This window comes from Afipia felis ATCC 53690 (assembly GCF_000314735.2).
Classification (GTDB): domain Bacteria; phylum Pseudomonadota; class Alphaproteobacteria; order Rhizobiales; family Xanthobacteraceae; genus Afipia; species Afipia felis.
Genome location: NZ_KB375270.1, coordinates 3447905 through 3468960 on the forward strand (window position 1 = coordinate 3447905; position 21056 = coordinate 3468960).

The following is a 21056-nucleotide window of genomic DNA, read 5'->3' on the forward strand; positions in this document are numbered from 1 at the left end:
CGGATTACTTCCGGCGCAACTTCCCGAGAAGGGGGGCCAAAAATGAATTGCCTGATTTCTTCGATTCGCCGCGACCGGTGAGGCGCTGCGCGATCTGCAGGAACATCTCCGCGGTGCGGTGATTGGCCGAGATTTCCGCGATCATCTGGCCGTTGTTGGCGGCGGACCCGAAAATCTGCGGTTCGAACGGAATCGAGACAATCGGATCGCTCTCAATCGCCTTGGCAAATTCTCCGGCCTTGATCTCGGGCCGCTTCGGAATTCCGACCTGATTGAGACAATAGATCGGCGCGCGGTCGTTCGGACGGGCGGCCTTCAGCGTGTCGAACATATTCTTGGCGTTGCGCAGATTGGCAAGATCCGGTGCAGCCACGATCAGGATGTCGTCGGCGCCGACGAGGGCACGTTTGGTCCAGCCCGACCATTGATGCGGCACGTCGAGCACGATGCAGGGCATAGTGGTACGCAGCGTATCGAAGATCGCGTCGAACGCGTCGGTGCCGAAGTCGTAGACCCGGTCGAGTGCGGCAGGTGCCGCGAGCAAATTGAGGTGGTCCGTGCACTTCGACAGCAGGCGGTCCAGAAAGGCGGTGTCGACGCGGTCCGGCGAGAACACGGCATCGGCAATGCCCTGCGGGGGGTCCTGATTGTAGTCGAGCCCTGCGGTGCCGAAGGCAAGATCGAGATCTGCAACCACCGAATCCAGCGCAAGATCGCGGGCGATCGCCCAGGCGACGTTGTGCGCGATGGTGGAGGCGCCGACACCGCCCTTGGCCCCAACGACGGCGATGATGCGGCCGACAGCCTTGGCTTCCGGCGTCGTGAACAGGTTGCAGACCGAGCGGACGATATCGAGTGGGCCGATCGGCGCGATCACGTAATCGCTGACACCCCGGCGCACCAGCTCGCGATAGAGCGTGACGTCGTTGACGCGACCGATCACGATGACGCGCGTGCCGGCGTCGCAAACGGACGCCAACTGGTCGAGGCCCGGAAGGATATCGGTGTGGCCCTCGGTTTCGAGAAGAATGACGTTGGGCGTCGGCGCGGTGCGATAGGCCTCGATGGCGGCGGCCATGCCGCCCATCTGGATTTTCAGGTGAGCTTTGGCGAGCCGTCGATCTTCGCAGGCTGCCTGCACGGCGGCTGCGGTCTCGACGGTTTCGCAGAACGCCTGCACGGACACGCGTGGCGCGGGAGCGATATGCTCGTCCATCGCCGCCTGATGTGTCTCGTCGTTCTGCTCGCCCTGACGCGCGTAACTGATCATTTGCCTACCGTACTGAGTTTGGCTTTTTCAACCTCGGGGTAATCGGTCGCCGTCGTCTGTCCGTTGCGATATTTGGTGAAAGCCTCGGTACGGCGGGCCGAGTTCGGCGGAGTTTCCGCGCGCGGCTGTACGAGATCGGCCGGATTGGCAACCATCGCAGCCATATTGCGCTGATAGGCGCAGCCGAAGTTCTCGTAGGACCGATTTTCGTAATACGACTTATTCTTCACCGAAGGGCCGAGATCCTCCGGCCACAGGCCGCATGGGCCTGCATCGGCGATGATGCGCGCATAGCGCACGCGAACCGGCGCGAACTGACGCGGATCGGTCGGATGATAGGGCACGACCTTTATCCCTCGCGGTGGAATGCCGGTAGCCGCCAGAATGTTCTGGATGTCGCGAGCGGTCACGCCTGCTGCCTGGGCGTTCGGCGTTCCCGCCGGAACGTCGATCGTGATGGCACCAGTGCCTTCGCTGAGCCATGCCTGAGAAAGCCCGGCGATGTCGGCGCGCTGCGCCGTCGTCAGTCCGCCGCGGGCATGGCCGACGAAAATCTCCGTGGTCTTGCTCGCCTCCTGAATGACGATCGGATGGCGCAAGCGGTAATCGTCAGGCAACGAGCCGGTCACGATCTCGGCGTCCCGGCTGTGCATACATCCGCCAAGCGTGACGGCGCTGACCAGCGCCAGCGCGGCCAGTGCCGTGGTGCGGGAGAGGTTGGATACGCGTCTATTCATCGTCGAAATCCTGTCCAACCTTAATCGGTGATGAAACCGTACTTGCCGCGATAGCTGCTGACCGCGCCTTCGCGGCGCGGCACGCCGTAAATGCGGGTGAGATTTCCGAGCAGAACCGTCTGCGGGTCCGAGGCCGAGGCGAAGCCGTCGTCAGGCCGCGAGAGATCCTTCTGCGCCACGGCGCGCACCACGTAAGGGGTCACCAGCACCATTAGTTCGGTCTGGTTGTTGATGAAGTCGCGGCTGCGGAACAGCGAGCCGAGCACCGGCACCTGCGCGAGACCCGGCAGGCCGTTGATGGCCTGCTTGGTCTGCTCCTGAATAAGGCCGGCCATCGCCATCGAGCCGCCCGAGGGAATTTCCAGCGTGGTTTCGGCGCGGCGGGTCTTGATCGAGGGAATGGTATAAGAGGAAGTTCCTCCCCCGTTGATCGTGATCGAATTGTCGTTCGACACTTCCGAGACTTCGGTCATGACCCGCAGGCTGATGCGGCCCTCGGTCAGCACGACCGGCGTGAAGTTCAACGAAATGCCGAATTTCTTGAAGGCGATGGAAGGCTGGCAAGGGCCGCTCGAAGTGCCGGAGCCGCCACTGGTTTGACAGGTAATGCCGGTGGGAATCGGGAATTCGCCGCCTGCGACGAACGTGGCGTTCTCACCGGAAATGGCGGTCAAATTGGGCTCCGCGAGAGTGCGGACCACGCCCGCGCTTTCCATCGCGCGCAGCGTGGCTTTCACCGAGGGAGCCGAACCGAATGCGGTGGAGATTTGATTGTCCGCGTTAAGAGGTCGGCCGAGCGCGGTGAAGGCATTGGTATTGTTGAAGTTCACGACGGCGGTGCCGTAGTTGAAGCTGCCACTGAGATCGACACCGAGCTGCTTGATGATGTTGCGCTGAACCTCCGCGACGGTGACCTTCAGCATCACCTGATCGCGGCCGCGCACGGTGATGTTATTGACGACGAGGGTATTGCCTTTGTCCGGGCCGCCGATCAGCCGCGCGGCCAGCTCATAAGCCTGCTGCGCCTCGGCCTGGTTGGCGGCGCTGCCGGTCAGCACCACGCCGTCGCCCAAACCTTCGACCTGGATGTCGGATTGCGGCAAGGCCTGGCGGATCGCACTGCGGATGCCGTTGAGGTCGCGGGTGACGGCGACGTCGTAGGCGGCCATCTGCTGGCCGTCGGCATCGAAGAAGATGATGTTGGTCTGGCCGACGGCGGCGCCGATGATGTAGGCTCGCCGTGAGGAGCGCACGACCGCATTGGCGATCTTCGGGTCCGCCACCAGCACGTCCTTGACGTCGCGCGGCAGGTCGACGACCAGCGATTTGCTGATGCCGAGCGTCAGCGATCTTGCGTTCAGCGAATCCGGCGATGCGGTGTTGGCGGAAGCAACGCGGTAGTCCGTGGCCAGAACGGGCGAAAGAGCCGAATTAAGGGTGAGAGCGGAGACCGCCACAAACGACAATGCGCGGGCAATTCGGGAGGCAGTCTTCATACGCTTCACTTTCCACATCACGCGGCGACGGCTCCGTCGCTGTGAGGGGATTTGACCAGTTATTCGTCAAAGCATGGTTAATGAGGCGTATCTAAATCGGGTTAACGGGAGCTTTATCGCTCGTGCCGATGCTGTTCATTGCATCGCGAGTTGAAATAGATCGACGGCCTTGATCCAGTCAGTGTTGGGATAGATCAGGAGCGCACCAACCGCGAGAGCGATCCCGTAAGGGATCCCCGTATTCTTGTCGTGCAGACGCGTGAGCCAATCCTGCGACATCAGGAAGGGCGGCAGCGGCCATTTGCGGAATGCCAGAATAAGAAATGTGAGCACGCCACCGGCGATCGCGGCGAAAACGAGATAGTCGAGCAGATAGCCGAAGCCGAACCAGAGCCCGGCTGCGGCTGCGACCTTGGCATCGCCGCCGCCGATCCAGCCGAAGGCAAAGCAGGCGAATGCAACCACGAGGACGCTCAATCCCGCGAGGCTGTGCCAGCCGATCGCCTCCCAGCTCATCCCGGTGATGAAAGCGAGAGCGAAGAAACCCGCGATCAGCAAAAGCGATACACGGTTGGGGATGGTCATGGTGAGAAGGTCGCTGGCGGCGGCGAATGCCATGAGCGCGGGAAACAGAAACAGGCGCGCAAGGTCCAGCAGCATGGCGTCTCGCAGATTGTCCGGAGCGTTCTTTCCTCCGCAGACTAGAAGTCAGATGTGAACAATCACCAAATACTGACGATCCGGATTGCCAGCAGAAGACACGCGAGAGTCAGCCCCGCGCAGATGATGCCGAGGCATTCGACATCGGATTTGGAATGGCCGGGCTTCAGGGCGGCGGCTTTGGAGAGGAGCGATTTCATGGGCGACGCAACGCAGATACGGGTGAAGGAGGGCTGTCGTCCCTTGCCAGGAATGAAAAAGGCTTCGGTTCCCCGAAGCCTTTGTTCCGGGCAGATGCCGTCGGCTTAGCCGCCGAGGCTGCTCTTGATGGTTTCAAACTTCGAGGAGATCGCGCTGCCGACACCGTTGACGGCGGCGATGATGACGATCGCGATGCCCGCGGCAATCAGCGCGTACTCGATAGCGGTGGCGCCGGATTCGTCCTTGACGAAGCGAGCGAACAGGTTGGTCATTGGTGTCTCCATAAATGGCTAAACGTGGCTGTCTATTTCAATTGGTCCATCCGGAGCGGGTGGGCGCCGAGGCCAAGCGCGAGACTAAGTTCGAGGAATTGCATCGCAGTTAATTCGATTGCGGAAAGACGCCTGCATCAGGCTCTTCTTGCACACGGTAAATGCGGCGTTAAACGAATATATCGCATTTGAAAGGCGCTGAATTGACGGGCAAAATTCGAGAAAATGAGAGATGAAATGTCGGCGTGCGTTTGATTGCAGAGAATGCGCGCACGAACATTTGCAGTTCATTCATCAATTAACGGCAGATTTGCCATACCGGGTCGTGTCGAGGCCCTTGTACTGTTGCGTAAGAGAGTAAGCAGATGAACACCGCGCGTGTTGTGGTGCTGGCCATCGCCGTCAGTGCCGGTGGCGTTGCAGCCTTCCTCGCCAGTGGATCGGATCAAAAGCCGGCAGCCCATGTCGCCGCTCCCGTCCCGCAACTGGAAACAACGGACGTGCTGGTGGCGAAGAGCGACATTCCGCTCGGCCAGACCCTCACCGCCGACGACATGAAGTGGCAATCCTGGCCGGCTGCCGCCGCAAGCTCAAGCTTCATCCGCAAAAGTGAGCGCGCCGACGCCATCAAAGATATGACGGGCTCGATCGTGCGCTCGCCTTTCCTTGCGGGCGAGCCGATCCGTGAAACCAAGCTTGTCAAGGCGAATGGTTCGGGCTTCATGGCGGCCATTCTGCCGAGCGGCATGCGCGCGATTTCGACGGAGATCTCACCGGAAACCGGCGCCGGCGGTTTTATCCTGCCCAACGACCGCGTCGATGTGTTGTTGTCTCGCCGCAATAAGAACAATGATAGCAACGGCGGCGAAGTCATCAGCTCGGATATTATTCTGAGCGATGTCCGGGTTCTCGCGATCGATCAGACGGTCGAGGAAAAGAACGGTCAGAAGGTCGTCGTCGGCAAGACCGCGACGCTTGAGCTCAAGCCGAAGCAGGCGGAAACGCTGGCACGTTCCCGGCAGAGCGGAACGCTGTCGCTGGCTTTGCGCAGCCTCGTCGATGCCAACAAATCGGCCAAGGCCGAGGACACCAGTGACGAGAAACTGATCACGGTCTATCGCGGCGGTGAGCGTGAAACCTACAATTGCACGACGTCGTGCAAGAAGAACGGCAGCGAAGGCGGTTAGCGTCGCTTTCTTCCCGAGCCCGGATGCACGGGGAAATTGGTTACCGTTTTCTTAACCGACCCCCTTGCCTTGTCCGAATCGGGCGCAAGCATTCGACAATCTCTCTCGGTTAGTCTCGGCGGTAGCTATTTAATGGCCCGACTGAGGATAACACGATGCCCGCGCCATCGCCGCGCACGCTGCGCCTGAACGCTGTTTTTCGCCGGTTCGGCGCGAACCGGAAGGGCAGCGCGGCGGTTCAATTTGCTCTTGTCGCGCCGATATTTTTCGCCGTGCTGTTTGCGATCATCGAAGTGTCGCTGGTGTTCTTTGCCACGCAAATTCTTGAGACGGGTACGCAGGATACGGCGCGCCTTCTTTTGACCCACCAGGCGCAAGACCAGAGCATGACCGCCGAGCAGGTTCATGACGATCTGTGCAGCCGGGTCCAGGTGCTGCTGACATGCAGCGGAATCTATCTTGACGTAAGAGCGTACCCCGCCAACGCGGCCTTCACTGTACCAGCCCTGTTCGACAGCGCAGGAAATGCCACCAATAATTTCACCTATCAGCCGCCCGATGCCGGAAGCGCCAGTGTCGTCGTGGTGCGGGCGTTTTACAAATGGCCGCTCTTCATCACAAATCTTGGCTTCTCGCTGGCGAACATCGGGTCGGACCAGCGGCTGATATCTTCGACGACCGCGTTTCGGGTCGAGCCGTAAATGCGATTTGGGATCGTGGAAATGTCACTTCGTCGAATGGCTGGATGGTTGAACGCACGCAAGTTGATGCGAGACACGAAGGGCGTCGCGGCAGTGGAGTTCGCCGTCATTCTGCCGATCGCGCTGATGTTGTTTTTCGGAACGATCGGAGTGTCGACGGGCGTTGCCGTTGATCGCAAGGTCATCATTCTGACACGTACGTTGTCGGATCTGATTTCGCGAGCGCAGACGATCACCGATGTCGATATCAGTAACGCCTTCAATATCTCGTCTGCGGTAATGGCACCTTATTCCAATGCACCGGTAAAGGCGAAGATCTCGCAGATCTACATCGATCCGAACACGTCGCAGCCCAAGCTAATGTGGAGCAAAGGCTACAACACGAATGCCAATGCGTGTGGCGCTGCGATCACCATCCCTCCGGGGATTGCGATTGGTGGCACCTATCTCATCATGAGTGAGGTGAGCTACGACTATACGCCTGTCGCGGGAATGAGCGGTGGGGTCTTTTCACCGCCGACATTCCATCTGAGCGACAGAACCTTCACCCGTCCCCGCCAGACAGACTCGGTCTCTTACTCTGCCGCTTCATCGTGCCCTTGAGGCAGAGTTGATGTCACGCGCCGCTATCGCGAGCGCGCTCTAGCCACAAACTAAAAAGGCCGCGCAGAGCGCGGCCTTAATAGATCACCGATAGATATCGGCGAGATCGGTTTAACCGGCCGCGCGAAGATTGTCGGCCGACGACTTGCCCGAACGACGATCGGCAACGATTTCGTAGCTGATCTTCTGGCCTTCGCGCAGTGTGCCGAGGCCAGCGCGTTCAACGGCGCTGATGTGGACGAACACGTCGTTGCCGCCATCATCCGGCTGAATGAAGCCGTAGCCCTTGGTCGCGTTAAACCACTTCACTGTTCCCATGCTCACGTGGGTAGTTCCTCTCAAGTAGATGTCGAATAACCCGTGTCGCCACGGGTTGGTGAGATCGAAATTTGGAAGAGGTCGTCAGCGCTAACCGGCTATACCGGGGATAGCTATTGTCGTCCGGCCGAAATTCGATTGAGTGATATTATTCGAAACAGGGCCCCAAAACAATCCTGCCTCCCGACGTTTTTGGGAGGCAGGCTCAGGGGCGTGTAACGAGGACCGATCAGCGGCGGCGAAACTGACCGCGTGGTGGCGTGGGGCGCGGTGCGCCCGCGGGGCGCTCGTCCTTGTGGCGGAAAATCAGGCGGCCCTTTTCCAGATCGTAGGGTGACATTTCGATCGTCACGCGATCGCCTGCCAGCGTCTTGATGCGATTCTTCTTCATCTTGCCCGCTGTGTAGGCAACTATTTCATGCCCGGCATCCAGTTGGACGCGATAGCGCGCGTCCGGGAGGATTTCGGTTACCAATCCTTCGAATTGGATCAGTTCTTCTTTGGCCATAAACGTCTCCGGATCAGGTCAGCGCTGCGGGCGCCGATTGCGATTGGGTTGTGTTGCGGTGCGCGCAGGCGCGCTGCCGCGGTGGAGGAAGGCGACGCCTTGTATACCGCTTCCCTGGCCGGCTTGCGACGGCCGAGTTCGTTCATGTTGCCCCTGTTCGGTACGGGGAGTGGCCGCCGGATCGTGATGCGAGCCATGGGTTGAGCCCTGACCGGGGTGCCGGCGCCGGCGCTGCGGCCCGCGAGATCCCGGGGCGCCCTCGCCTTGGGAGCGGTCGGACTGCTCAAACGAGCGTCCCTTGCCGTGCCCTTGGCCGCCACGGCCCTTGCCGGGGCCGCCGCTGCCACGATGGCTTTTGCGCGGCTGTGAGGTGGGCTGGGCGGCTTCGTGCTTGCCGGTCCGGCGATCCTCGCGCGGGAGGCTGACGCGGGTCAGCCGCTCGATGTCTCGCAGGTAGGTGTTTTCCTCACCCGCGACGAGCGAGATCGCGGTGCCTTCCGCGCCAGCGCGCGCGGTGCGGCCGATGCGGTGGACGTAGGTTTCCGGCACGTTCGGCAGGTCGAAATTGAAGACGTGGGTGATGCCGTCGACGTCGATGCCGCGCGCCGCGATATCGGTCGCGACAAGGGTGCGGATGTCGCCGTTGCGGAACGAGGCCAGCACGCGCTCGCGGTGGTTCTGCGACTTGTTGCCGTGGATGGCTTGCGCTGGGATGCCGGCCTTTTCGAGGCTGCGGACGACCTTGTCGGCGCCATGCTTGGTGCGGGTGAACACCAGCGCCCGGTTGACGGGCTCGGATTTTATCAGTTCCGACAAAATGCCAGGCTTGGCGCTGTGATCGACCTGAATGATGCGCTGGACGATGCGTTCGGCGGTCGATGCGACGGGGGTCACGGCGACGCGCGCTGGATCGCGCAGCATGTGCTCGGCGAGTTCGGCGATGTCCTTTGGCATGGTGGCCGAGAAGAACAGCGTCTGGCGGCGCGCCGGCAGCTTGGCCACGACTTTGCGGATGTCGTTGATGAAGCCCATGTCGAGCATGCGGTCGGCTTCGTCGAGAACGAGGAATTCGACCTGATTCAGCCGGACGGCATTGCCCTGCACGAGATCGAGCAGGCGGCCGGGGGTTGCCACCAGCACTTCGACGCCCTGCATCATCGCGCGGACCTGACGGCCCATCGGAACGCCGCCGATGGCAAGCGTTGCGCTCAGCCGGATGTGGCGGCCATAGGCATTGAAGCTGTCGAGGATCTGCCCGGACAGTTCACGGGTCGGGCTGAGCACCAGTACGCGGCAGGTCTTGGGTTGCGGACGGACCCGGTTTTCCAGAATCCGGTGCAGGATCGGCAGCGCGAACGAAGCGGTCTTGCCGGTGCCGGTCTGGGCAATGCCGATGACATCGCGTCCGGTGATCGCGATCGGAATGGTCTGGGCTTGGATGGGTGTGGGGGTGACGTAGTTCTCTTCGGTGAGAGCACGCGAGATGGGATCGGCGAGGCCGAAATCCTGAAAGGAGGTCAAGTGAGGCTTTCTATATGAATCAAAGGGCGAGCCCGGCGGCCATATCGGGCCTCGGGGCGCTCGGGTGTCGGAGACACCCGCGTGCTTGGGGCGTCGGTTCGGTTAGCTAAAAGAAGGCAAGCCAGAAACCGTAAACGGATCCGAACACGCGGCTCGCAAAGACCTGACGATTCTCAAGGTCGTGGTCAGAGCTATGGAGCACGAAGACGGCGCTTTCAAGGTTAAAATCGAAGCACGGAGCCAGCACGTTCCGGCTCCGCAATCTGCTTTCGCGGCTGGGATAACACCAACCATATGATCCATTAGGCTAATTTCCGCCCTCGCCCGGAACAGGAGGCTGGGTCACCGGTTGACCCTGCATGCGGCTGAGGACACAAAAGAAACCCGTAGATCACGGCGATTTTCTCCTCGCGATGATCTTGTTCGGGCTGTTCGTTCTCGTGGCCGGGCTGATGGCGGCCGTCCTGCAGTGATCGCGGTATTGATTTTGCTGACTTTTCCGAATGAGCCGACAGAGCCTCCGGTTTTGCAGAGCGGGAGAGCTTCGAGGCCGCGAGGAAAGGTCCGGCGACGAACGAATTGAAATATGGGGTGAAATAGCGGCCGGGACATTCGGCGTTCGGAACTATTGGCGAAGGTGCGCTTTAACGTGGCTTCAGTTTTATCGAACCGGCGCCGGTAAGCTTCGATAGATGGTTCATTGTTATTTTCAGTATGGCCCGGCAACGCTGGGTCATTTTGTAGATTGGGTGGCCTTTCGGGCCTGTTTCAAAGGGGCGCTATTCCCGATGCAGCACGAGCGGCGCTCAGGAGCAGGCGTTTTTTCATTTGGCTGGTCGAGGCGGTGCGTCCGCGTCCGTGCGGGGGCGCCGACTTTTTTGAGTTCGTCCGTCAATCCGGAGGAGTTGCAATCATCTTGAAGCGTCTTTCGCAAATGTTTGCTGCGAGTCGATAAGCGTGCTCCGGGTTGGTTTTTTCATCGGGCTTCTCGCCATCATCGGGATACTGGTCTCCGGGCTCGTGTCCTACCGGATTTATGAGCAGGAAGGCGTCATCGATCGGGCTGCTTTGACGCGCCAGATCGATGCCCATGCCGGTCTCGTCCAGGAGAGGTTGAGCGAACGCGAGGTTCTCGCGCGCGTTTCGGCAGGCACCTTCCGGCCTTCCACGGCGATTTCCTCGACAGCGTTGCAGCCGCTGCGGTCCTCGATCTATGCCTTCAAGACCAATTTCGTGGTGACGGGCTGGATCGCGCATCTGATGCCGTCCGATTTCCCGCTCGCCGAGGCGGAGCTGAAAAAAGCCGGCTTCCAGAATCCGCACATCAGGAATTTCAACGATACGCCGCTCGACGCTGCGCTTGCGGCGAAGGGCGTCGACGTGCTGATGGACGTCGAGCCGCAGGACGACCACACGCTCAAGCTGCCGGGCCGCGCCTACAATCAGCATCCGGTGATCGGTCCTACGCTCGCAAAGGCTGCGGAGACGGGAGAGCCGGAAGCATCCGATCCACTCAGCCTGTCGCCGGTCGGTGGCCCTTTGGGCGTAGTGCTGGTCGTGCCGGTCCTGAATCAGGACACGAAAGTCCCGGTCGGGTTCATCACCACGTCGTATCGCCTGTCACTCATGCTCGGAAATGACGACCTCTCGCTGTTCTCCGTGGCATTGCGGGACCCCCGGTCGAATGGCGGCGAGCTTGCGCTCAATGGCGACGGCGAGGTGGTGACGGCTGCGGCACGACCGGAGGAGAACCGGCCTGAAGTCCGCAAGATCCTGTTCGGCGGGCGGCAATGGGCGCTCGATTATTATCCGAGAACCTACACCATGCAGCGCGCGCTCAATCATGCGCTAGTCGCAGGCCTGATCGGTCTGGCGATCACCGTCGTGCTGTGTTCGCTGTTCGGTTACGTGTCCTACAACAACGTGCGTTTGAGCCGGGAAATCCAGACCCGGATAGGCTTCGAACGGCGACTGACGGCGGTGATCGACGAGCTTAATCATCGCGTAAAGAACATCCTCGCGGTGATCCAGTCGATCGTAACGCGAACGTTGCGTCACGGCTCCGATATCGACACCGCGCGCGAGTTGCTGATCGGCCGTATCCACGCGATGTCCAACGTCGTCACGCTTCTGAGCGACAGCCAATGGCAGGGCGTGAAGCTCAAAGGTCTGTTCGACTCGCGCGCTATTCCGCACGGCGACCGTATCGCGCTCGATGGTCCCGACATCACGGTTTCGGCGCGCGCGGCGCAAAGCCTGTCGCTGCTGTTTTTCGAACTGGCTTCGCATTCCGACGAGGGCCTGTCGCTGGTCGGCAAGCATCCGCATATCGTGGCGAACTGGACCGTCTCCGGCGAGGAGCCGCATTCGATCTTCAAATTCCATTGGGAAGAATTCAACACCAGCGTCGCGACCCGCAGGCCCGAGAGCGATTTCGGCATTGTACTGCTCGACCGCGTCGCGCCCGAAGCACTCGGGGGTACGTCGAAGCGATATTTCACCGATGTCAGCTATGTGTATGAACTGACCGCGCCGATGGCGACGGTGGTGGATGAGAATGAGATGAACCGGACGGGCTACATCTCGCGTACGACCTGAGATCAGTGATTCAAGGCGTTAGTGATTGAGCCCGCCGAAGGCCCAGATCAGCAGAAGAACCGGCAACGGGACGCCAAGCAACCAGAGTAGCAAGTAGCGTCCCATTGCCTTCTCCGCCTGAGGGCAGTAGCGGTCAGTTGCCGCTGCCGCCGATCACGGCACGAACCGTGCTGTCGGGGCCGAAATCTTCCGTGCCGTCGACATACAGCATGGCGCTGAGTTTCGAGCGGGCGCGGTTGACGCGGCTCTTGATGGTGCCGACGGCGCATCCGCAAATCGCAGCCGCATCCTCGTAGGAGAAGCCGGAAGCGCCGACCAGGATCAGGGCTTCGCGCTGGTCCTGCGGAAGCTTTTCGAGCGCCGCGCGAAACTCCTCGAACTCGAGATGCGAGCTTTGCGCAGGCTGCGACTTCAGCGTTTTCGAATAGCTTCCTTCGGCGTCTTCCACCTCGCGCCGCCGCTTGCGGTAGTCGGAGCGAAACAGGTTACGCAGGATCGTAAACAGCCAGGCCGGCAGGTTGGAGCCAGGCTGAAACGAGTCGATGTTGGCGAGTGCGCGCAACAGCGTTTCCTGAACCAGATCGTCGGCACGGTCGCTCTTTCCACTCAAGGAAATCGCGAAGGCGCGCAGGCTCGGCACGGACGCAAGGATTTCGTCGCGAAGGGAATCTGTGAGAGGCATTAATCCCTCCCGATACTGTTTTGCGGCAGGCCCTCGGCGTCAGCCGGGGTTTCGCCGGCATCCAGTTTACGGATCAGATCGGCAAACCGGTCCGGGACGCCCTGTTTGACCACATCGTCGTACATAGCGCGGAGCTGATGGCCGATCCGGGCCTGGATTTCTGCATTGAGGCCGCTTTTGGGGGCCGGCTTGTTTGGAAGCGGCTTGGGGTCTTTCATGGGTGAATCCATGCTGTCGCCATGGGTTAACTCCTTCAAGGAGAATGCTTTTTTCAGTTGGCGCGATAGCTCGCTGGCTATTCTCGAAAAATCTAATGCGGTTCGAACCGGAAAGTTCCGAGAAGAGGGAACTTTAATCGCCCTTGGGGGTAGATAGGTGCACGGCTTCCGGGACATAGTCCTGATCGCCTGCAGCCACACGATATCGATTAATGGAGGGGGTATGTCCCGTTCTCAGCTTGTTGCTGAACATTTGCCTCTGTTGCGCCGGTATGCCCGCGCGCTGACAGGAAGCCAGGCGTCCGGAGATTCTTATGTCGGCGCGATGCTGGAAGCCCTGTTGCAGGATCCCTCCTTGCTGGATGAGAGCCGCGGTCCCCGCATCGGTCTGTTTCGTCTCTTCACCAAGATATGGAATTCGGTCGCGCTGAACGATGAAGGCGAGCCTGTTCCTCAGGCCGCCTCTGAGCGTCGGCTTTCCAACATCACGCCGCTTGCGCGGCAGGCCTTTCTGCTGCTGTCGCTGGAAGGTTTCTCCGAAGAGGAAGTCGGCTTCATTCTCGACATTCCCGTTGCGGAAGTTCGTACCTTGACCGACACCGCAGGCCGCGAACTCGCGGCCGAGATCGCGACCGATGTGCTGATCATCGAGGACGAGACCTTCATCGCCATGGATCTCGAAAGCCTGGTGAAGAACCTCGGCCACAACGTCATCGGCGTTGCGCGCACCCACAGCGATGCGTTGGCGCTGGCGAAGACCAAACGGCCGGGCCTGATCCTGGCCGACATTCAGCTCGCGGACGGCAGTTCGGGTCTCGATGCGGTGAACGAATTGCTGCGTACCTTCGAGGTGCCGGTGGTGTTCATTACCGCCTATCCGGAGCGCTTCCTCACCGGGGAGCGGCCGGAGCCAGCCTTCCTGATTTCGAAGCCGTTCCAGCCAGCGATGGTTTCGGCGGTGGCGAGCCAGGCGCTGTTCTTTCAAAGGAACTCACGCAATCGTAATCAGCGGGCGAATGCCTGACGGCTTACCCGATGCAACAATGCAAAGCCCCGCGCGAGCGGGGCTTTTTTGTATGCGGGGCGGTGCGAAGAAGCGGAACTAACTAATCGGGGTACCTCTAAAGACTAACCGTCCGTTGCCGGATGCAGGAACGAAGCCTCTGGGCAATCGTTATCTGGCGCATCGTTTGTGGTGCGTTTGGCAGAAGCGACGACGACCATGTTTCAGTTGGCTTCAGGAATTTTAGGTGCGGCGGCGGCGACGCTGGCTTTCAGCACTGTGCATCTCGAAGTCTCCGCAAAAGGCGACCAGCAACGGCAGACGGTTGCAAGCGTGCAATCCGATGCTGCCGCTCAGGTCATGCGTGCGGGCAAAGGCGACCGTCTGACGACTCCGTCGGCGCAAGGGCAGAATCTCACCGTATCCTTCCGTCTACCGGATGCCGACAGTTCGGTGATGATGCGTGTGCAGCTTCCAGCAAGCGGTCAGAACGCGACCGATCGCAACGCGGCTCCTCCAGCCGATCGCGCATCGACCGGCAAGCGTATGGTGGCGTGCGAGCCTTCCGTCAGCGTGCTGACGTCGGTGGCAAAGGTGCTGCAGCCCTCGCGTTGTGTGACTTGAATTTTGCAAAGGGATATTTTGGTTCTGACCGCCCGCCGTTTGGCGGGCGATTTTTTGATGCCTTTATTCTTTTGCGTGGGTCCGCTTCGCCATAAGGCCCAAGGCTATGCCACCGATCGCGAGTAGGGGTATCAAACGCTTCACGCCGATGACCCGTACAGCCTGCAATGCGGTGGCCATCACCAGCGGATCGCTAAGCGCAGTCTGCAGGGTCGACTTCGCGGCCTCGACAGGGCGCTTCCGGATGGCGCGCTTGCGTAGCGCGTAGCAGATTGCTGCCAGCACTGCGCAGACGAAGAACACGCCGGCCCCTGCGAGGCAGGCATAGACCGGACCGTATTTGCCCAGCACGAAAATGAACGCCGCCGCGCACAGGAATGCTGTGGTGATGAAAAGACAAACGGCAACCGCAACAGCGAGCGATGTGAGCCGTGCCACGGTCCCGGCGCTTTCCTTCAGGTCGTCAACAAACTTGTCGAGCATGAAAGCCTCGATCAATCAAAAGGAGACAAACGAAAAGGCGGCCGCCAATGCGTCCGCCTTGAAGGTGCAGGGAGATCAGCGGCGCCACGTCACGCCGATGAGAAAGCCGAGGCCGATGGCAAGGCCGACGGCCGCTATGGGACGCTCGGTGATTGCATCCTCGATGGTTTCTTCCAGCGAGTTGGCGGCGTCCTGTGCCATGTCGAGCGCCGCGCTGCCGCGCTCGGCCGCATCGGAGACGGCGGCATCGACCTGCGCGCGTGCCTGACGATAGCCGCGCCGAGCGCGGGTCTGGGCGTCGCCAGCGAGCGAATTCAGGGACTCGGTGAGCTGCTGTGCGAGATTTGAAACGTCTTTTCTGACGGCATCAAAATCTTTCTGAAGGCGGTCAAGAGCGGCTTGATCGGTCATGTGCTGGATTTCCTGTTACCGGGACGCATATCGAAGCCCCGCCGCGCGGCGGGGCGTGTGCAGCAGAAACGCGGCCCCATCACGTAAGGTTCCCGCGCGTCAGTCGTTGGGTAGTTGCTGGTCGCGCTCGGGCATCATGTGCTCCTTGACGATGAGCCCCACGATCAGCAGCGGAGACGATAGAAACGCGCCCATCGGCCCCCATAGCCAGGTCCAGAACGCCAGAGCGAGAAACACGGCGAGCGCGTTGAGCGACAGACGGCGCCCGATGATGGTCGGTGTGATGAAATGCCCTTCGGTGAAAGCGATCACGGCAAAGGCCAAAGGTGCGATCAGCGCGCCGGTCAGTGTCGGCATCGCGACGAGACCCACACACAGCAGGATCGCAAACATCAGGATCGGCCCGATGATGGGAATGAAGTTCAGCGTTGCGGCGAGCCCTCCCAGGCCTGCCGGGTTGGGCATGTGTGTGAAGGCACAAGCGAGTCCTGTGGCTATGCCGAGACCTGCGTTGATGAGCGTGACCGTGAGCAGGTAGCCGCCGAGATTGGTCTCGATGGCGTTGAGAATTCTCAGCATTCGCAGCCGGGATTCATGATTGGGGAAGTTCATCACCAGACCGCGACGCAGGTCCGGCCAGCTTGCGATGAAGAGCACCAGCACCGCGAAGAACAGCAGGATTTCCGTGAAGGTCGGCGAGAGGAATTCGATCGTGGGCTGTACCCACGCCACTTTCGGCAACTGAAACGATGGCTCCGCCGTGTCCGGCGTACCCAGCAGCGCTTGCAACTGGTGCCAGATCGCCAGCGGCCGGTCGAATACATGCAGCTTGTCTTTCAGGATCGGACCAAGCTCAGGCAGCTTGCCGAACCAGTCCATCACCGGCACGGATATCAGCCCGATCATCAGCACGAAGGCAGCCCAGGTCAGGACCACGATCAGTGCGGCCGAAACCGGACGCGGCACCTTGAAAGCTTCGAGACGCTTGGCTGCCGGCGAAAGCATGGTGCCGAGAATGACCGCGGTGACGACCGGCAGGAAGAACGCGCGCGCCACATACAGCACTGCGACGACGGAGAGGACCAACAGCGCCACCAGACAGAAGGCGACGACTTCGGCACGCTGGATGATGGGAGGCGAGATGGTGGCGCTTTCGGGAAGGGGCTCGCCTATGGTCTCGATCGCGCGTTCATGCATGGGTTTTTCGCTCGATCGGCATCCGGCGATGGCCTCAACTTGAATGGGACGACAGAAACGCCGGCTGCCTGTCAGACGCAAAAATCCCTTTCGACGACGAATGCCGGCATCGAGAAGCGTCGATCTGACAGGCCTCATAACGAGGCTGTACGGGCAATGGTTCCGTATTTGTAGTTCGCGTGTTTTGTGATCGGGCCGCTCAGGCGCGAAGGAACCACAAGGCTTGTCTGCGCATTGGCTTCGCGCTCGCATCGTGGGATGCGCGGAGGCGTGGTGTCATGAGTGACCAATCTGGCGGTGCGAGGGACTTTTTTGCGTTGCGCTCGATGCTCAACTGGAGCGCTGGTGTATTTGTCATGGCAGCGGCGATGCTCATGGCCGCGCCTGCTTCGGCGCAGTCGCTGAGTTATGCGGTACAGCCGGGCCTGTACTGGCCGCAGGGTGCGGCGCCATCTGCTATGCCTGATGATGAAGCGACGGAAGACAGCCTTTTGCCGGCGCGCTTGAAGCGCACTGTCGTGTCCTATCCAAGCCGCGAGGCACCGGGCACGATCATCATCGATACACGCAATACGTATTTGTACCTTGTTCTCGGCGGCAATCGCGCCATCCGTTATGGCGTCGGCGTTGGGCGGGAAGGCTTCACATGGGCGGGCGTGCAGACCATTTCGCGCAAGGCGGAATGGCCGGATTGGCACCCCCCGGCACAGATGATCGCACGCCAGCCTTACCTGCCACGCTTCGTCGCGGGCGGCCCGGGCAATCCGCTCGGCGCGCGAGCGATGTATCTCGGCCATAGCGATTACCGCATTCACGGTACCAACGATCCCACCACCATCGGCAAGTTCGTATCGAGTGGCTGCATCCGCCTCACCAACACCGATGTCGAGGATCTCTTCAATCGCGTGAAGGTAGGCTCCAAGGTGATCGTGCTGCCGAAGGGCGGTTCTCCGCAATTTGAAGCAAAACGCGCGATCCGCTCTCAGGCGTCGCTAACCAGCGGCGCGGAAAGGGCAGGCCAGCCGATGCAGTTGTCGAAGCTCGATTAACGCTGCCCCTGTAGGGACGCACAGCAGGGCATGAGGACCAATCGAATGCAGCCGAACAAAACCGTCCGTGGGGCAACATTCATTGCAGCAGGATTGATGGCCGTTACGGCTGTCTCAGGCTCGCCGGTCCAAGCGCAGGATTTTTTCTCATCGCTGTTCGGCGGATTCGTGCAACCGAGCCGTCATGCGCCTGTGATGCCGTTCGCCGATCCCGGTGGCTATGGGGGCAATGGCGATGCGCAGCCGCAACCGCGCGTCGCATCGGGACCTTCGAAAGCCTACTGCGTGCGGACCTGCGACGGTCGCTATTTCCCGATGGGCGCGACAGGAAACGAGAGCAAGGCCGAGATGTGCCAGAGTCTCTGTCCTGCGAGCGCGACCAAGGTTGTGTTTGGGCATGACATCGACAGCGCCGCCACCGACAGCGGTAAACCTTATTCGGCGCTTCCCAATGCGTTTCGTTATCGCACCGAGCTTGTGACCGGATGCACCTGTAACGGCAAGACGCCGGGCGGGCTCGCACACATCGACGTCAAGGATGACCCGACTCTGCGCAAGGGCGATCTGATCGCCGCTGGAGACGGTACGCTGGTGGCGAACGGCACCAAGTCGGGGCGTCTGTCTCTGAAGGTCAGTCCCGCTCAAACGAAGCGCGCGGCCTCCCGCTTCGAGACCATTCCCGTAATGGCGGCGCAGTAGTCCGTTCCCCGGCGGGAACTTCAGGTTCCGTTGCGCGTTGGCTCGATGAAAGGCGGACATCTCCCTCCGCCGCGGTCAAACAAGCGGGACCTTCATGGCATTGCTCATCAGCGCACTGATTACGTTCGTCGTCGTTATCCTGGTTCTGTATCTGGTCAACATGCTGCCGATCGAGGGGCGCGCGAAGCAGATCATCCGCATCGTCGTTATCATCATCGGCATTCTCTCTCTGGTGCGATACATCACGCTGTAGCGGACATGAAAAAGCCCGGCGCAAAGGCCGGGCTTTTTGTTTGTCGCGATGCCGACCCTCAGGACGCCAGCTTCTGCCGTGCGGCTTCCTTGATCTCGCGGCGGCGCGCATGAAGGATGAACTCGGTGTAGCCGTTCGGCTGCTCGCGGCCCTTGAAGATCAGGTCGCAGGCGGCCTGGAAGGGGATGCCATCGTAGCGGGGCGCCATTGGCTTGTAGTCCGGGTCGCCCTCGTTCTGTTTGTCGACGATGACCGCCATGTGCTTGAGCGCTTCCATCACCTGTTCAGGAGCGATCACACCATGGTGCAGCCAGTTCGCCAGCAACTGGCTGGAGATGCGCAGCGTGGCGCGGTCTTCCATCAGGCCGACATTGTGGATGTCCGGCACCTTTGAACAGCCGATGCCCTGATCGAGCCAGCGCACGACATAGCCGAGGATGCTCTGGCAGTTGTTTTCGAGCTCCTCCTTCACATCGTCCGTCGACCAGTTGGAGTTGGCGAGCGGAATGGTGAGGATGTCGGAGAGTTTGGCGCGCGGACGCGACTTCAATTCGTTCTGGCGCGCATCGACGTCGACGAGATGATAGTGCATCGCGTGCAGCGTGGCTGCGGTCGGCGAGGGCACCCATGCGGTTGCGGCGCCCGCCTGCGGGTGCGCGATCTTCTGTGCCAGCATGTCCGCCATCTTGTCCGGCGCTGCCCACATGCCCTTGCCGATCTGGGCGTGGCCGGGAAGGCCGTCGAGCAGGCCTGTATCCACGTTCGAATCCTCGTAGGCCTTGATCCAGGCGCTTGCCTTCATCTCGGCCTTGCGGACCATCGGGCCTGCTTCGATCGAGGTGTGGATCTCGTCGCCGGTCCGGTCGAGGAAGCCGGTGTTGATGAAGCAGACGCGCTCGGAGGCGTTCTGGATGCAGTTCTTCAGGTTGACGGTGGTGCGGCGCTCCTCGTCCATGATGCCGACCTTGAGCGTGTTGGCCGGCAGTGAGAGCACTTCTTCCACGCGTCCGAACAGACGGACGGTCAGGGCCACTTCATCCGGGCCATGCAGCTTCGGCTTCACGATGTAGACCGAGCCGGAGCGGCTGTTGCGGCGCGCCTTGAGGTCGTGCAGTGCGAGCAGCGCGGTGATGGCGGCGTCGAGAATGCCTTCGGGGATCTCGTGACCAGCCGCATCGAGCACGGCATCGGTGTACATGTGAATGCTGACATTGCGCACCAGCATCAGGCTGCGGCCGGGGAGCGTGAACTCCTTGCCGTCGCGGCCGGTGTAGGAACGGTCTTCGTTCAGCGCGCGGTGGACTGTCTTGCCGCCCTTGCTGAACTCAGCCTTCAGCGTGCCCTGCATCAGGCCCAGGGTGTTGCGATAGATCAGAACCTTATCCTCGGCATCGACGGCGGCGACGCTGTCTTCCATGTCGAGAATGGTCGTCACCGCGGATTCGATGATGATGTCGTTGACGCCGGCAGGATCGTCCTTGCCGATCATCGCGGTGCGGTCGATTTCGATGTCGATGTGCAGCCGATGATTAACGAGCAGGATCGTCGACGGCGCGGCGGCATCGCCCTTGGAGCCGACGAACTGCGCCGGGTTTTTCAACGCGGTCGTGCCGCTCGCAAGCCGCGCGACCAATTCGCCCTTCTCGATAGCATAGCCGGTGACGTCGGCATGGCTACCGTTGGCAAGCGGCACGGACTGGTCGAGAAACTCCTTGGCCTTCGCGATGACCTTGGCACCGCGGTTCTTGTCGTAGCCGTTCGCCTTGTAGCCGGAATCGTAGGGGATCGCGTCGGTGCCATACAGCGCGTCATACAGGCTGCCCCAGCGCGCGTTGGCGGCGTTGAGCGAATAGCGTGCGTTGCTCAGCGGCACGACGAGCTGTGGCCCGTGAATGTAGGCAATCTCGTCGTCGACATTGGCGGTTTTGACGGGCTGCGTCGGCTGTTCAGGCACGAGATAGCCGATCTCCTTCAGAAACGCGGTGTAGGCCGCGAGGTCGATCGGCTTGCCGCGATGGGCGCGATGCCACCCGTCGATCTGCTCCTGCAGTTCGTCGCGCTTTTTCAAAAGCGCCTGATTGTCAGTGGCGAATTCCTTCACCAGCGTAGCGACGCCATTCCAGAATTTTTCGGCGGAAATTCCGGTGCCAGGTACGGCTTCCTTCGCAACGAATTCTGCGAGGACAGGAGCAATCTTCAGGCCGGCGATTTCTGTACGAGTCATATCAGTCCCATTCCCAAACAAACGTCGGCGGCCATTTCAAAAAATGGAATGAAATGTCCGCCGAAATGAAGTGAGTTGGGCCGATCTAACGATAAATGCCTCAGAAAGAGAAGCATTTTGCTGCATAGCACCTATTAGACC

The 21056-nt window shown here is 60.7% G+C and carries 24 protein-coding genes; 9 read left to right on the top strand and 15 right to left on the bottom strand.

The features are described 5' to 3' along the window. Positions 1 to 4: 4 nt before the first annotated feature. The 5 genes from HMPREF9697_RS16435 to HMPREF9697_RS16455 form a co-directional block, all read right to left on the bottom strand. Positions 5 to 1270 carry a CpaE/TadZ family protein gene (locus tag HMPREF9697_RS16435; protein ID WP_002718370.1) on the bottom strand — a complete coding sequence of 422 codons (1266 nt, stop codon included), beginning with the start codon at positions 1268 to 1270 and terminating at the stop codon, positions 5 to 7. Further along, positions 1267 to 2007: a CpaD family pilus assembly protein gene (locus HMPREF9697_RS16440; RefSeq protein ID WP_002718371.1), complete on the bottom strand. Its 741-nt coding sequence runs from the start codon at positions 2005 to 2007 to the stop codon at positions 1267 to 1269. Before HMPREF9697_RS16440 ends, HMPREF9697_RS16435 begins: the two co-directional genes overlap by 4 nt. Before the next feature lie 20 nt (positions 2008 to 2027). Beyond that, entirely contained in the window at positions 2028 to 3503 is a 1476-nt protein-coding gene (locus HMPREF9697_RS16445) for a type II and III secretion system protein family protein (RefSeq protein ID WP_040308320.1), read from the bottom strand. 135 nt (positions 3504 to 3638) lie between these two features. Then, the gene (locus HMPREF9697_RS16450) at positions 3639 to 4163 is read right to left on the bottom strand and encodes an A24 family peptidase (protein ID WP_002718373.1); all 525 of its coding nucleotides are present in this window, start codon (positions 4161 to 4163) and stop codon (positions 3639 to 3641) included. A gap of 305 nt (positions 4164 to 4468) precedes the next feature. Beyond that, on the bottom strand, positions 4469 to 4636 hold the full coding sequence (locus HMPREF9697_RS16455) for a Flp family type IVb pilin (RefSeq protein WP_002718374.1): 168 nt from the start codon (positions 4634 to 4636) through the stop codon (positions 4469 to 4471). Between the two features lie 365 nt (positions 4637 to 5001). Between HMPREF9697_RS16455 and cpaB the strand changes: the two genes are divergently transcribed. The 3 genes from cpaB (at position 5002) to HMPREF9697_RS16470 (ending at position 7127) form a co-directional block, all read left to right on the top strand. Next, entirely contained in the window at positions 5002 to 5823 is an 822-nt protein-coding gene (gene cpaB, locus HMPREF9697_RS16460) for a Flp pilus assembly protein CpaB (protein WP_002718375.1), read from the top strand. Positions 5824 to 5978: 155 nt separating this feature from the next. Next, positions 5979 to 6524: a TadE/TadG family type IV pilus assembly protein gene (locus tag HMPREF9697_RS16465; RefSeq protein WP_002718376.1), complete on the top strand. Its 546-nt coding sequence runs from the start codon at positions 5979 to 5981 to the stop codon at positions 6522 to 6524. 21 nt (positions 6525 to 6545) lie between these two features. After that, entirely contained in the window at positions 6546 to 7127 is a 582-nt protein-coding gene (locus HMPREF9697_RS16470) for a TadE/TadG family type IV pilus assembly protein (protein ID WP_040308321.1), read from the top strand. Between the two features lie 111 nt (positions 7128 to 7238). Here the strand turns inward: HMPREF9697_RS16470 and HMPREF9697_RS16475 are convergent, their stop codons facing one another. From HMPREF9697_RS16475 to HMPREF9697_RS21570, 4 genes are all read right to left on the bottom strand, one after another. After that, on the bottom strand, positions 7239 to 7451 hold the full coding sequence (locus HMPREF9697_RS16475) for a cold-shock protein (RefSeq protein WP_002714433.1): 213 nt from the start codon (positions 7449 to 7451) through the stop codon (positions 7239 to 7241). Between the two features lie 223 nt (positions 7452 to 7674). Continuing rightward, on the bottom strand, positions 7675 to 7953 hold the full coding sequence (gene infA, locus HMPREF9697_RS16480; RefSeq protein ID WP_002718378.1) for a translation initiation factor IF-1: 279 nt from the start codon (positions 7951 to 7953) through the stop codon (positions 7675 to 7677). An 18-nt stretch (positions 7954 to 7971) separates the two neighbouring features. After that, positions 7972 to 9474, bottom strand: coding sequence for a DEAD/DEAH box helicase (locus HMPREF9697_RS16485; protein WP_002718379.1), 1503 nt, complete (start codon positions 9472 to 9474; stop codon positions 7972 to 7974). Positions 9475 to 10365: 891 nt separating this feature from the next. Beyond that, the gene (locus tag HMPREF9697_RS21570; protein ID WP_244598034.1) at positions 10366 to 10566 is read right to left on the bottom strand and encodes a hypothetical protein; all 201 of its coding nucleotides are present in this window, start codon (positions 10564 to 10566) and stop codon (positions 10366 to 10368) included. On the opposite strand from HMPREF9697_RS21570, the gene HMPREF9697_RS16490 reads away from it, so the two are divergent. Then, positions 10471 to 12072: a CHASE domain-containing protein gene (locus HMPREF9697_RS16490; RefSeq protein ID WP_244597981.1), complete on the top strand. Its 1602-nt coding sequence runs from the start codon at positions 10471 to 10473 to the stop codon at positions 12070 to 12072. The genes HMPREF9697_RS21570 and HMPREF9697_RS16490 overlap by 96 nt on opposite strands. A gap of 133 nt (positions 12073 to 12205) precedes the next feature. Here the strand turns inward: HMPREF9697_RS16490 and HMPREF9697_RS16495 are convergent, their stop codons facing one another. After that, a complete protein-coding gene (locus HMPREF9697_RS16495; RefSeq protein WP_002718381.1) occupies positions 12206 to 12754 on the bottom strand; it encodes a sigma-70 family RNA polymerase sigma factor in 549 nt (182 codons plus the stop codon). Next, complete coding sequence (locus HMPREF9697_RS16500; protein ID WP_002718382.1) at positions 12754 to 12972, bottom strand: NepR family anti-sigma factor; 219 nt, start codon at positions 12970 to 12972, stop codon at positions 12754 to 12756. Before HMPREF9697_RS16500 ends, HMPREF9697_RS16495 begins: the two co-directional genes overlap by 1 nt. A 223-nt stretch (positions 12973 to 13195) precedes the next feature. Between HMPREF9697_RS16500 and HMPREF9697_RS16505 the strand changes: the two genes are divergently transcribed. Next, a complete protein-coding gene (locus HMPREF9697_RS16505; protein WP_002718383.1) occupies positions 13196 to 13996 on the top strand; it encodes a response regulator in 801 nt (266 codons plus the stop codon). Between the two features lie 198 nt (positions 13997 to 14194). Next, positions 14195 to 14599 carry a hypothetical protein gene (locus HMPREF9697_RS16510; RefSeq protein ID WP_002718384.1) on the top strand — a complete coding sequence of 135 codons (405 nt, stop codon included), beginning with the start codon at positions 14195 to 14197 and terminating at the stop codon, positions 14597 to 14599. A gap of 63 nt (positions 14600 to 14662) precedes the next feature. On the opposite strand, the gene HMPREF9697_RS16515 is transcribed toward HMPREF9697_RS16510, so the two are convergent. From HMPREF9697_RS16515 to HMPREF9697_RS16525, 3 genes are all read right to left on the bottom strand, one after another. Next, positions 14663 to 15082 carry a hypothetical protein gene (locus HMPREF9697_RS16515; RefSeq protein WP_002718385.1) on the bottom strand — a complete coding sequence of 140 codons (420 nt, stop codon included), beginning with the start codon at positions 15080 to 15082 and terminating at the stop codon, positions 14663 to 14665. 75 nt (positions 15083 to 15157) lie between these two features. Then, the gene (locus tag HMPREF9697_RS16520; protein ID WP_002718386.1) at positions 15158 to 15493 is read right to left on the bottom strand and encodes an ElaB/YgaM/YqjD family protein; all 336 of its coding nucleotides are present in this window, start codon (positions 15491 to 15493) and stop codon (positions 15158 to 15160) included. Positions 15494 to 15592: 99 nt separating this feature from the next. Continuing rightward, a complete protein-coding gene (locus HMPREF9697_RS16525) occupies positions 15593 to 16690 on the bottom strand; it encodes an AI-2E family transporter (RefSeq protein WP_002718387.1) in 1098 nt (365 codons plus the stop codon). Positions 16691 to 16968: 278 nt separating this feature from the next. On the opposite strand from HMPREF9697_RS16525, the gene HMPREF9697_RS16530 reads away from it, so the two are divergent. The 3 genes from HMPREF9697_RS16530 (at position 16969) to HMPREF9697_RS20750 (ending at position 18691) form a co-directional block, all read left to right on the top strand. Further along, complete coding sequence (locus HMPREF9697_RS16530) at positions 16969 to 17739, top strand: L,D-transpeptidase (RefSeq protein ID WP_002718388.1); 771 nt, start codon at positions 16969 to 16971, stop codon at positions 17737 to 17739. A 45-nt stretch (positions 17740 to 17784) separates the two neighbouring features. Continuing rightward, positions 17785 to 18438 (top strand): DUF2865 domain-containing protein, encoded by a 654-nt coding sequence (locus HMPREF9697_RS16535; protein WP_002718389.1) that lies wholly within the window; start codon positions 17785 to 17787, stop codon positions 18436 to 18438. 94 nt (positions 18439 to 18532) lie between these two features. Beyond that, on the top strand, positions 18533 to 18691 hold the full coding sequence (locus tag HMPREF9697_RS20750; protein WP_002718390.1) for a Thivi_2564 family membrane protein: 159 nt from the start codon (positions 18533 to 18535) through the stop codon (positions 18689 to 18691). A gap of 58 nt (positions 18692 to 18749) precedes the next feature. Here the strand turns inward: HMPREF9697_RS20750 and HMPREF9697_RS16540 are convergent, their stop codons facing one another. Continuing rightward, entirely contained in the window at positions 18750 to 20915 is a 2166-nt protein-coding gene (locus HMPREF9697_RS16540) for a malate synthase G (RefSeq protein ID WP_002718391.1), read from the bottom strand. Between the last annotated feature and the right edge of the window lie 141 nt (positions 20916 to 21056).

What these genes read in the sequence shown, in the direction of transcription:
- HMPREF9697_RS16435 (WP_002718370.1), bottom strand. Translation starts at nt 1,270, where the DNA reads ATGATCAGTTACGCGCGTCAGGGCGAGCAGAACGACGAGACACATCAG.
- HMPREF9697_RS16440 (WP_002718371.1), bottom strand. Translation starts at nt 2,007, where the DNA reads ATGAATAGACGCGTATCCAACCTCTCCCGCACCACGGCACTGGCCGCG.
- HMPREF9697_RS16445 (WP_040308320.1), bottom strand. Translation starts at nt 3,503, where the DNA reads ATGAAGACTGCCTCCCGAATTGCCCGCGCATTGTCGTTTGTGGCGGTC.
- HMPREF9697_RS16450 (WP_002718373.1), bottom strand. Translation starts at nt 4,163, where the DNA reads ATGCTGCTGGACCTTGCGCGCCTGTTTCTGTTTCCCGCGCTCATGGCA.
- HMPREF9697_RS16455 (WP_002718374.1), bottom strand. Translation starts at nt 4,636, where the DNA reads ATGACCAACCTGTTCGCTCGCTTCGTCAAGGACGAATCCGGCGCCACC.
- cpaB (WP_002718375.1), top strand. Translation starts at nt 5,002, where the DNA reads ATGAACACCGCGCGTGTTGTGGTGCTGGCCATCGCCGTCAGTGCCGGT.
- HMPREF9697_RS16465 (WP_002718376.1), top strand. Translation starts at nt 5,979, where the DNA reads ATGCCCGCGCCATCGCCGCGCACGCTGCGCCTGAACGCTGTTTTTCGC.
- HMPREF9697_RS16470 (WP_040308321.1), top strand. Translation starts at nt 6,546, where the DNA reads ATGTCACTTCGTCGAATGGCTGGATGGTTGAACGCACGCAAGTTGATG.
- infA (WP_002718378.1), bottom strand. Translation starts at nt 7,953, where the DNA reads ATGGCCAAAGAAGAACTGATCCAATTCGAAGGATTGGTAACCGAAATC.
- HMPREF9697_RS21570 (WP_244598034.1), bottom strand. Translation starts at nt 10,566, where the DNA reads ATGGGCATCGATCTGGCGCGTCAAAGCAGCCCGATCGATGACGCCTTC.
- HMPREF9697_RS16495 (WP_002718381.1), bottom strand. Translation starts at nt 12,754, where the DNA reads ATGCCTCTCACAGATTCCCTTCGCGACGAAATCCTTGCGTCCGTGCCG.
- HMPREF9697_RS16500 (WP_002718382.1), bottom strand. Translation starts at nt 12,972, where the DNA reads ATGAAAGACCCCAAGCCGCTTCCAAACAAGCCGGCCCCCAAAAGCGGC.
- HMPREF9697_RS16505 (WP_002718383.1), top strand. Translation starts at nt 13,196, where the DNA reads ATGTCCCGTTCTCAGCTTGTTGCTGAACATTTGCCTCTGTTGCGCCGG.
- HMPREF9697_RS16510 (WP_002718384.1), top strand. Translation starts at nt 14,195, where the DNA reads ATGTTTCAGTTGGCTTCAGGAATTTTAGGTGCGGCGGCGGCGACGCTG.
- HMPREF9697_RS16515 (WP_002718385.1), bottom strand. Translation starts at nt 15,082, where the DNA reads ATGCTCGACAAGTTTGTTGACGACCTGAAGGAAAGCGCCGGGACCGTG.
- HMPREF9697_RS16520 (WP_002718386.1), bottom strand. Translation starts at nt 15,493, where the DNA reads ATGACCGATCAAGCCGCTCTTGACCGCCTTCAGAAAGATTTTGATGCC.
- HMPREF9697_RS16525 (WP_002718387.1), bottom strand. Translation starts at nt 16,690, where the DNA reads ATGCATGAACGCGCGATCGAGACCATAGGCGAGCCCCTTCCCGAAAGC.
- HMPREF9697_RS16530 (WP_002718388.1), top strand. Translation starts at nt 16,969, where the DNA reads ATGAGTGACCAATCTGGCGGTGCGAGGGACTTTTTTGCGTTGCGCTCG.
- HMPREF9697_RS16535 (WP_002718389.1), top strand. Translation starts at nt 17,785, where the DNA reads ATGCAGCCGAACAAAACCGTCCGTGGGGCAACATTCATTGCAGCAGGA.
- HMPREF9697_RS20750 (WP_002718390.1), top strand. Translation starts at nt 18,533, where the DNA reads ATGGCATTGCTCATCAGCGCACTGATTACGTTCGTCGTCGTTATCCTG.
- HMPREF9697_RS16540 (WP_002718391.1), bottom strand. Translation starts at nt 20,915, where the DNA reads ATGACTCGTACAGAAATCGCCGGCCTGAAGATTGCTCCTGTCCTCGCA.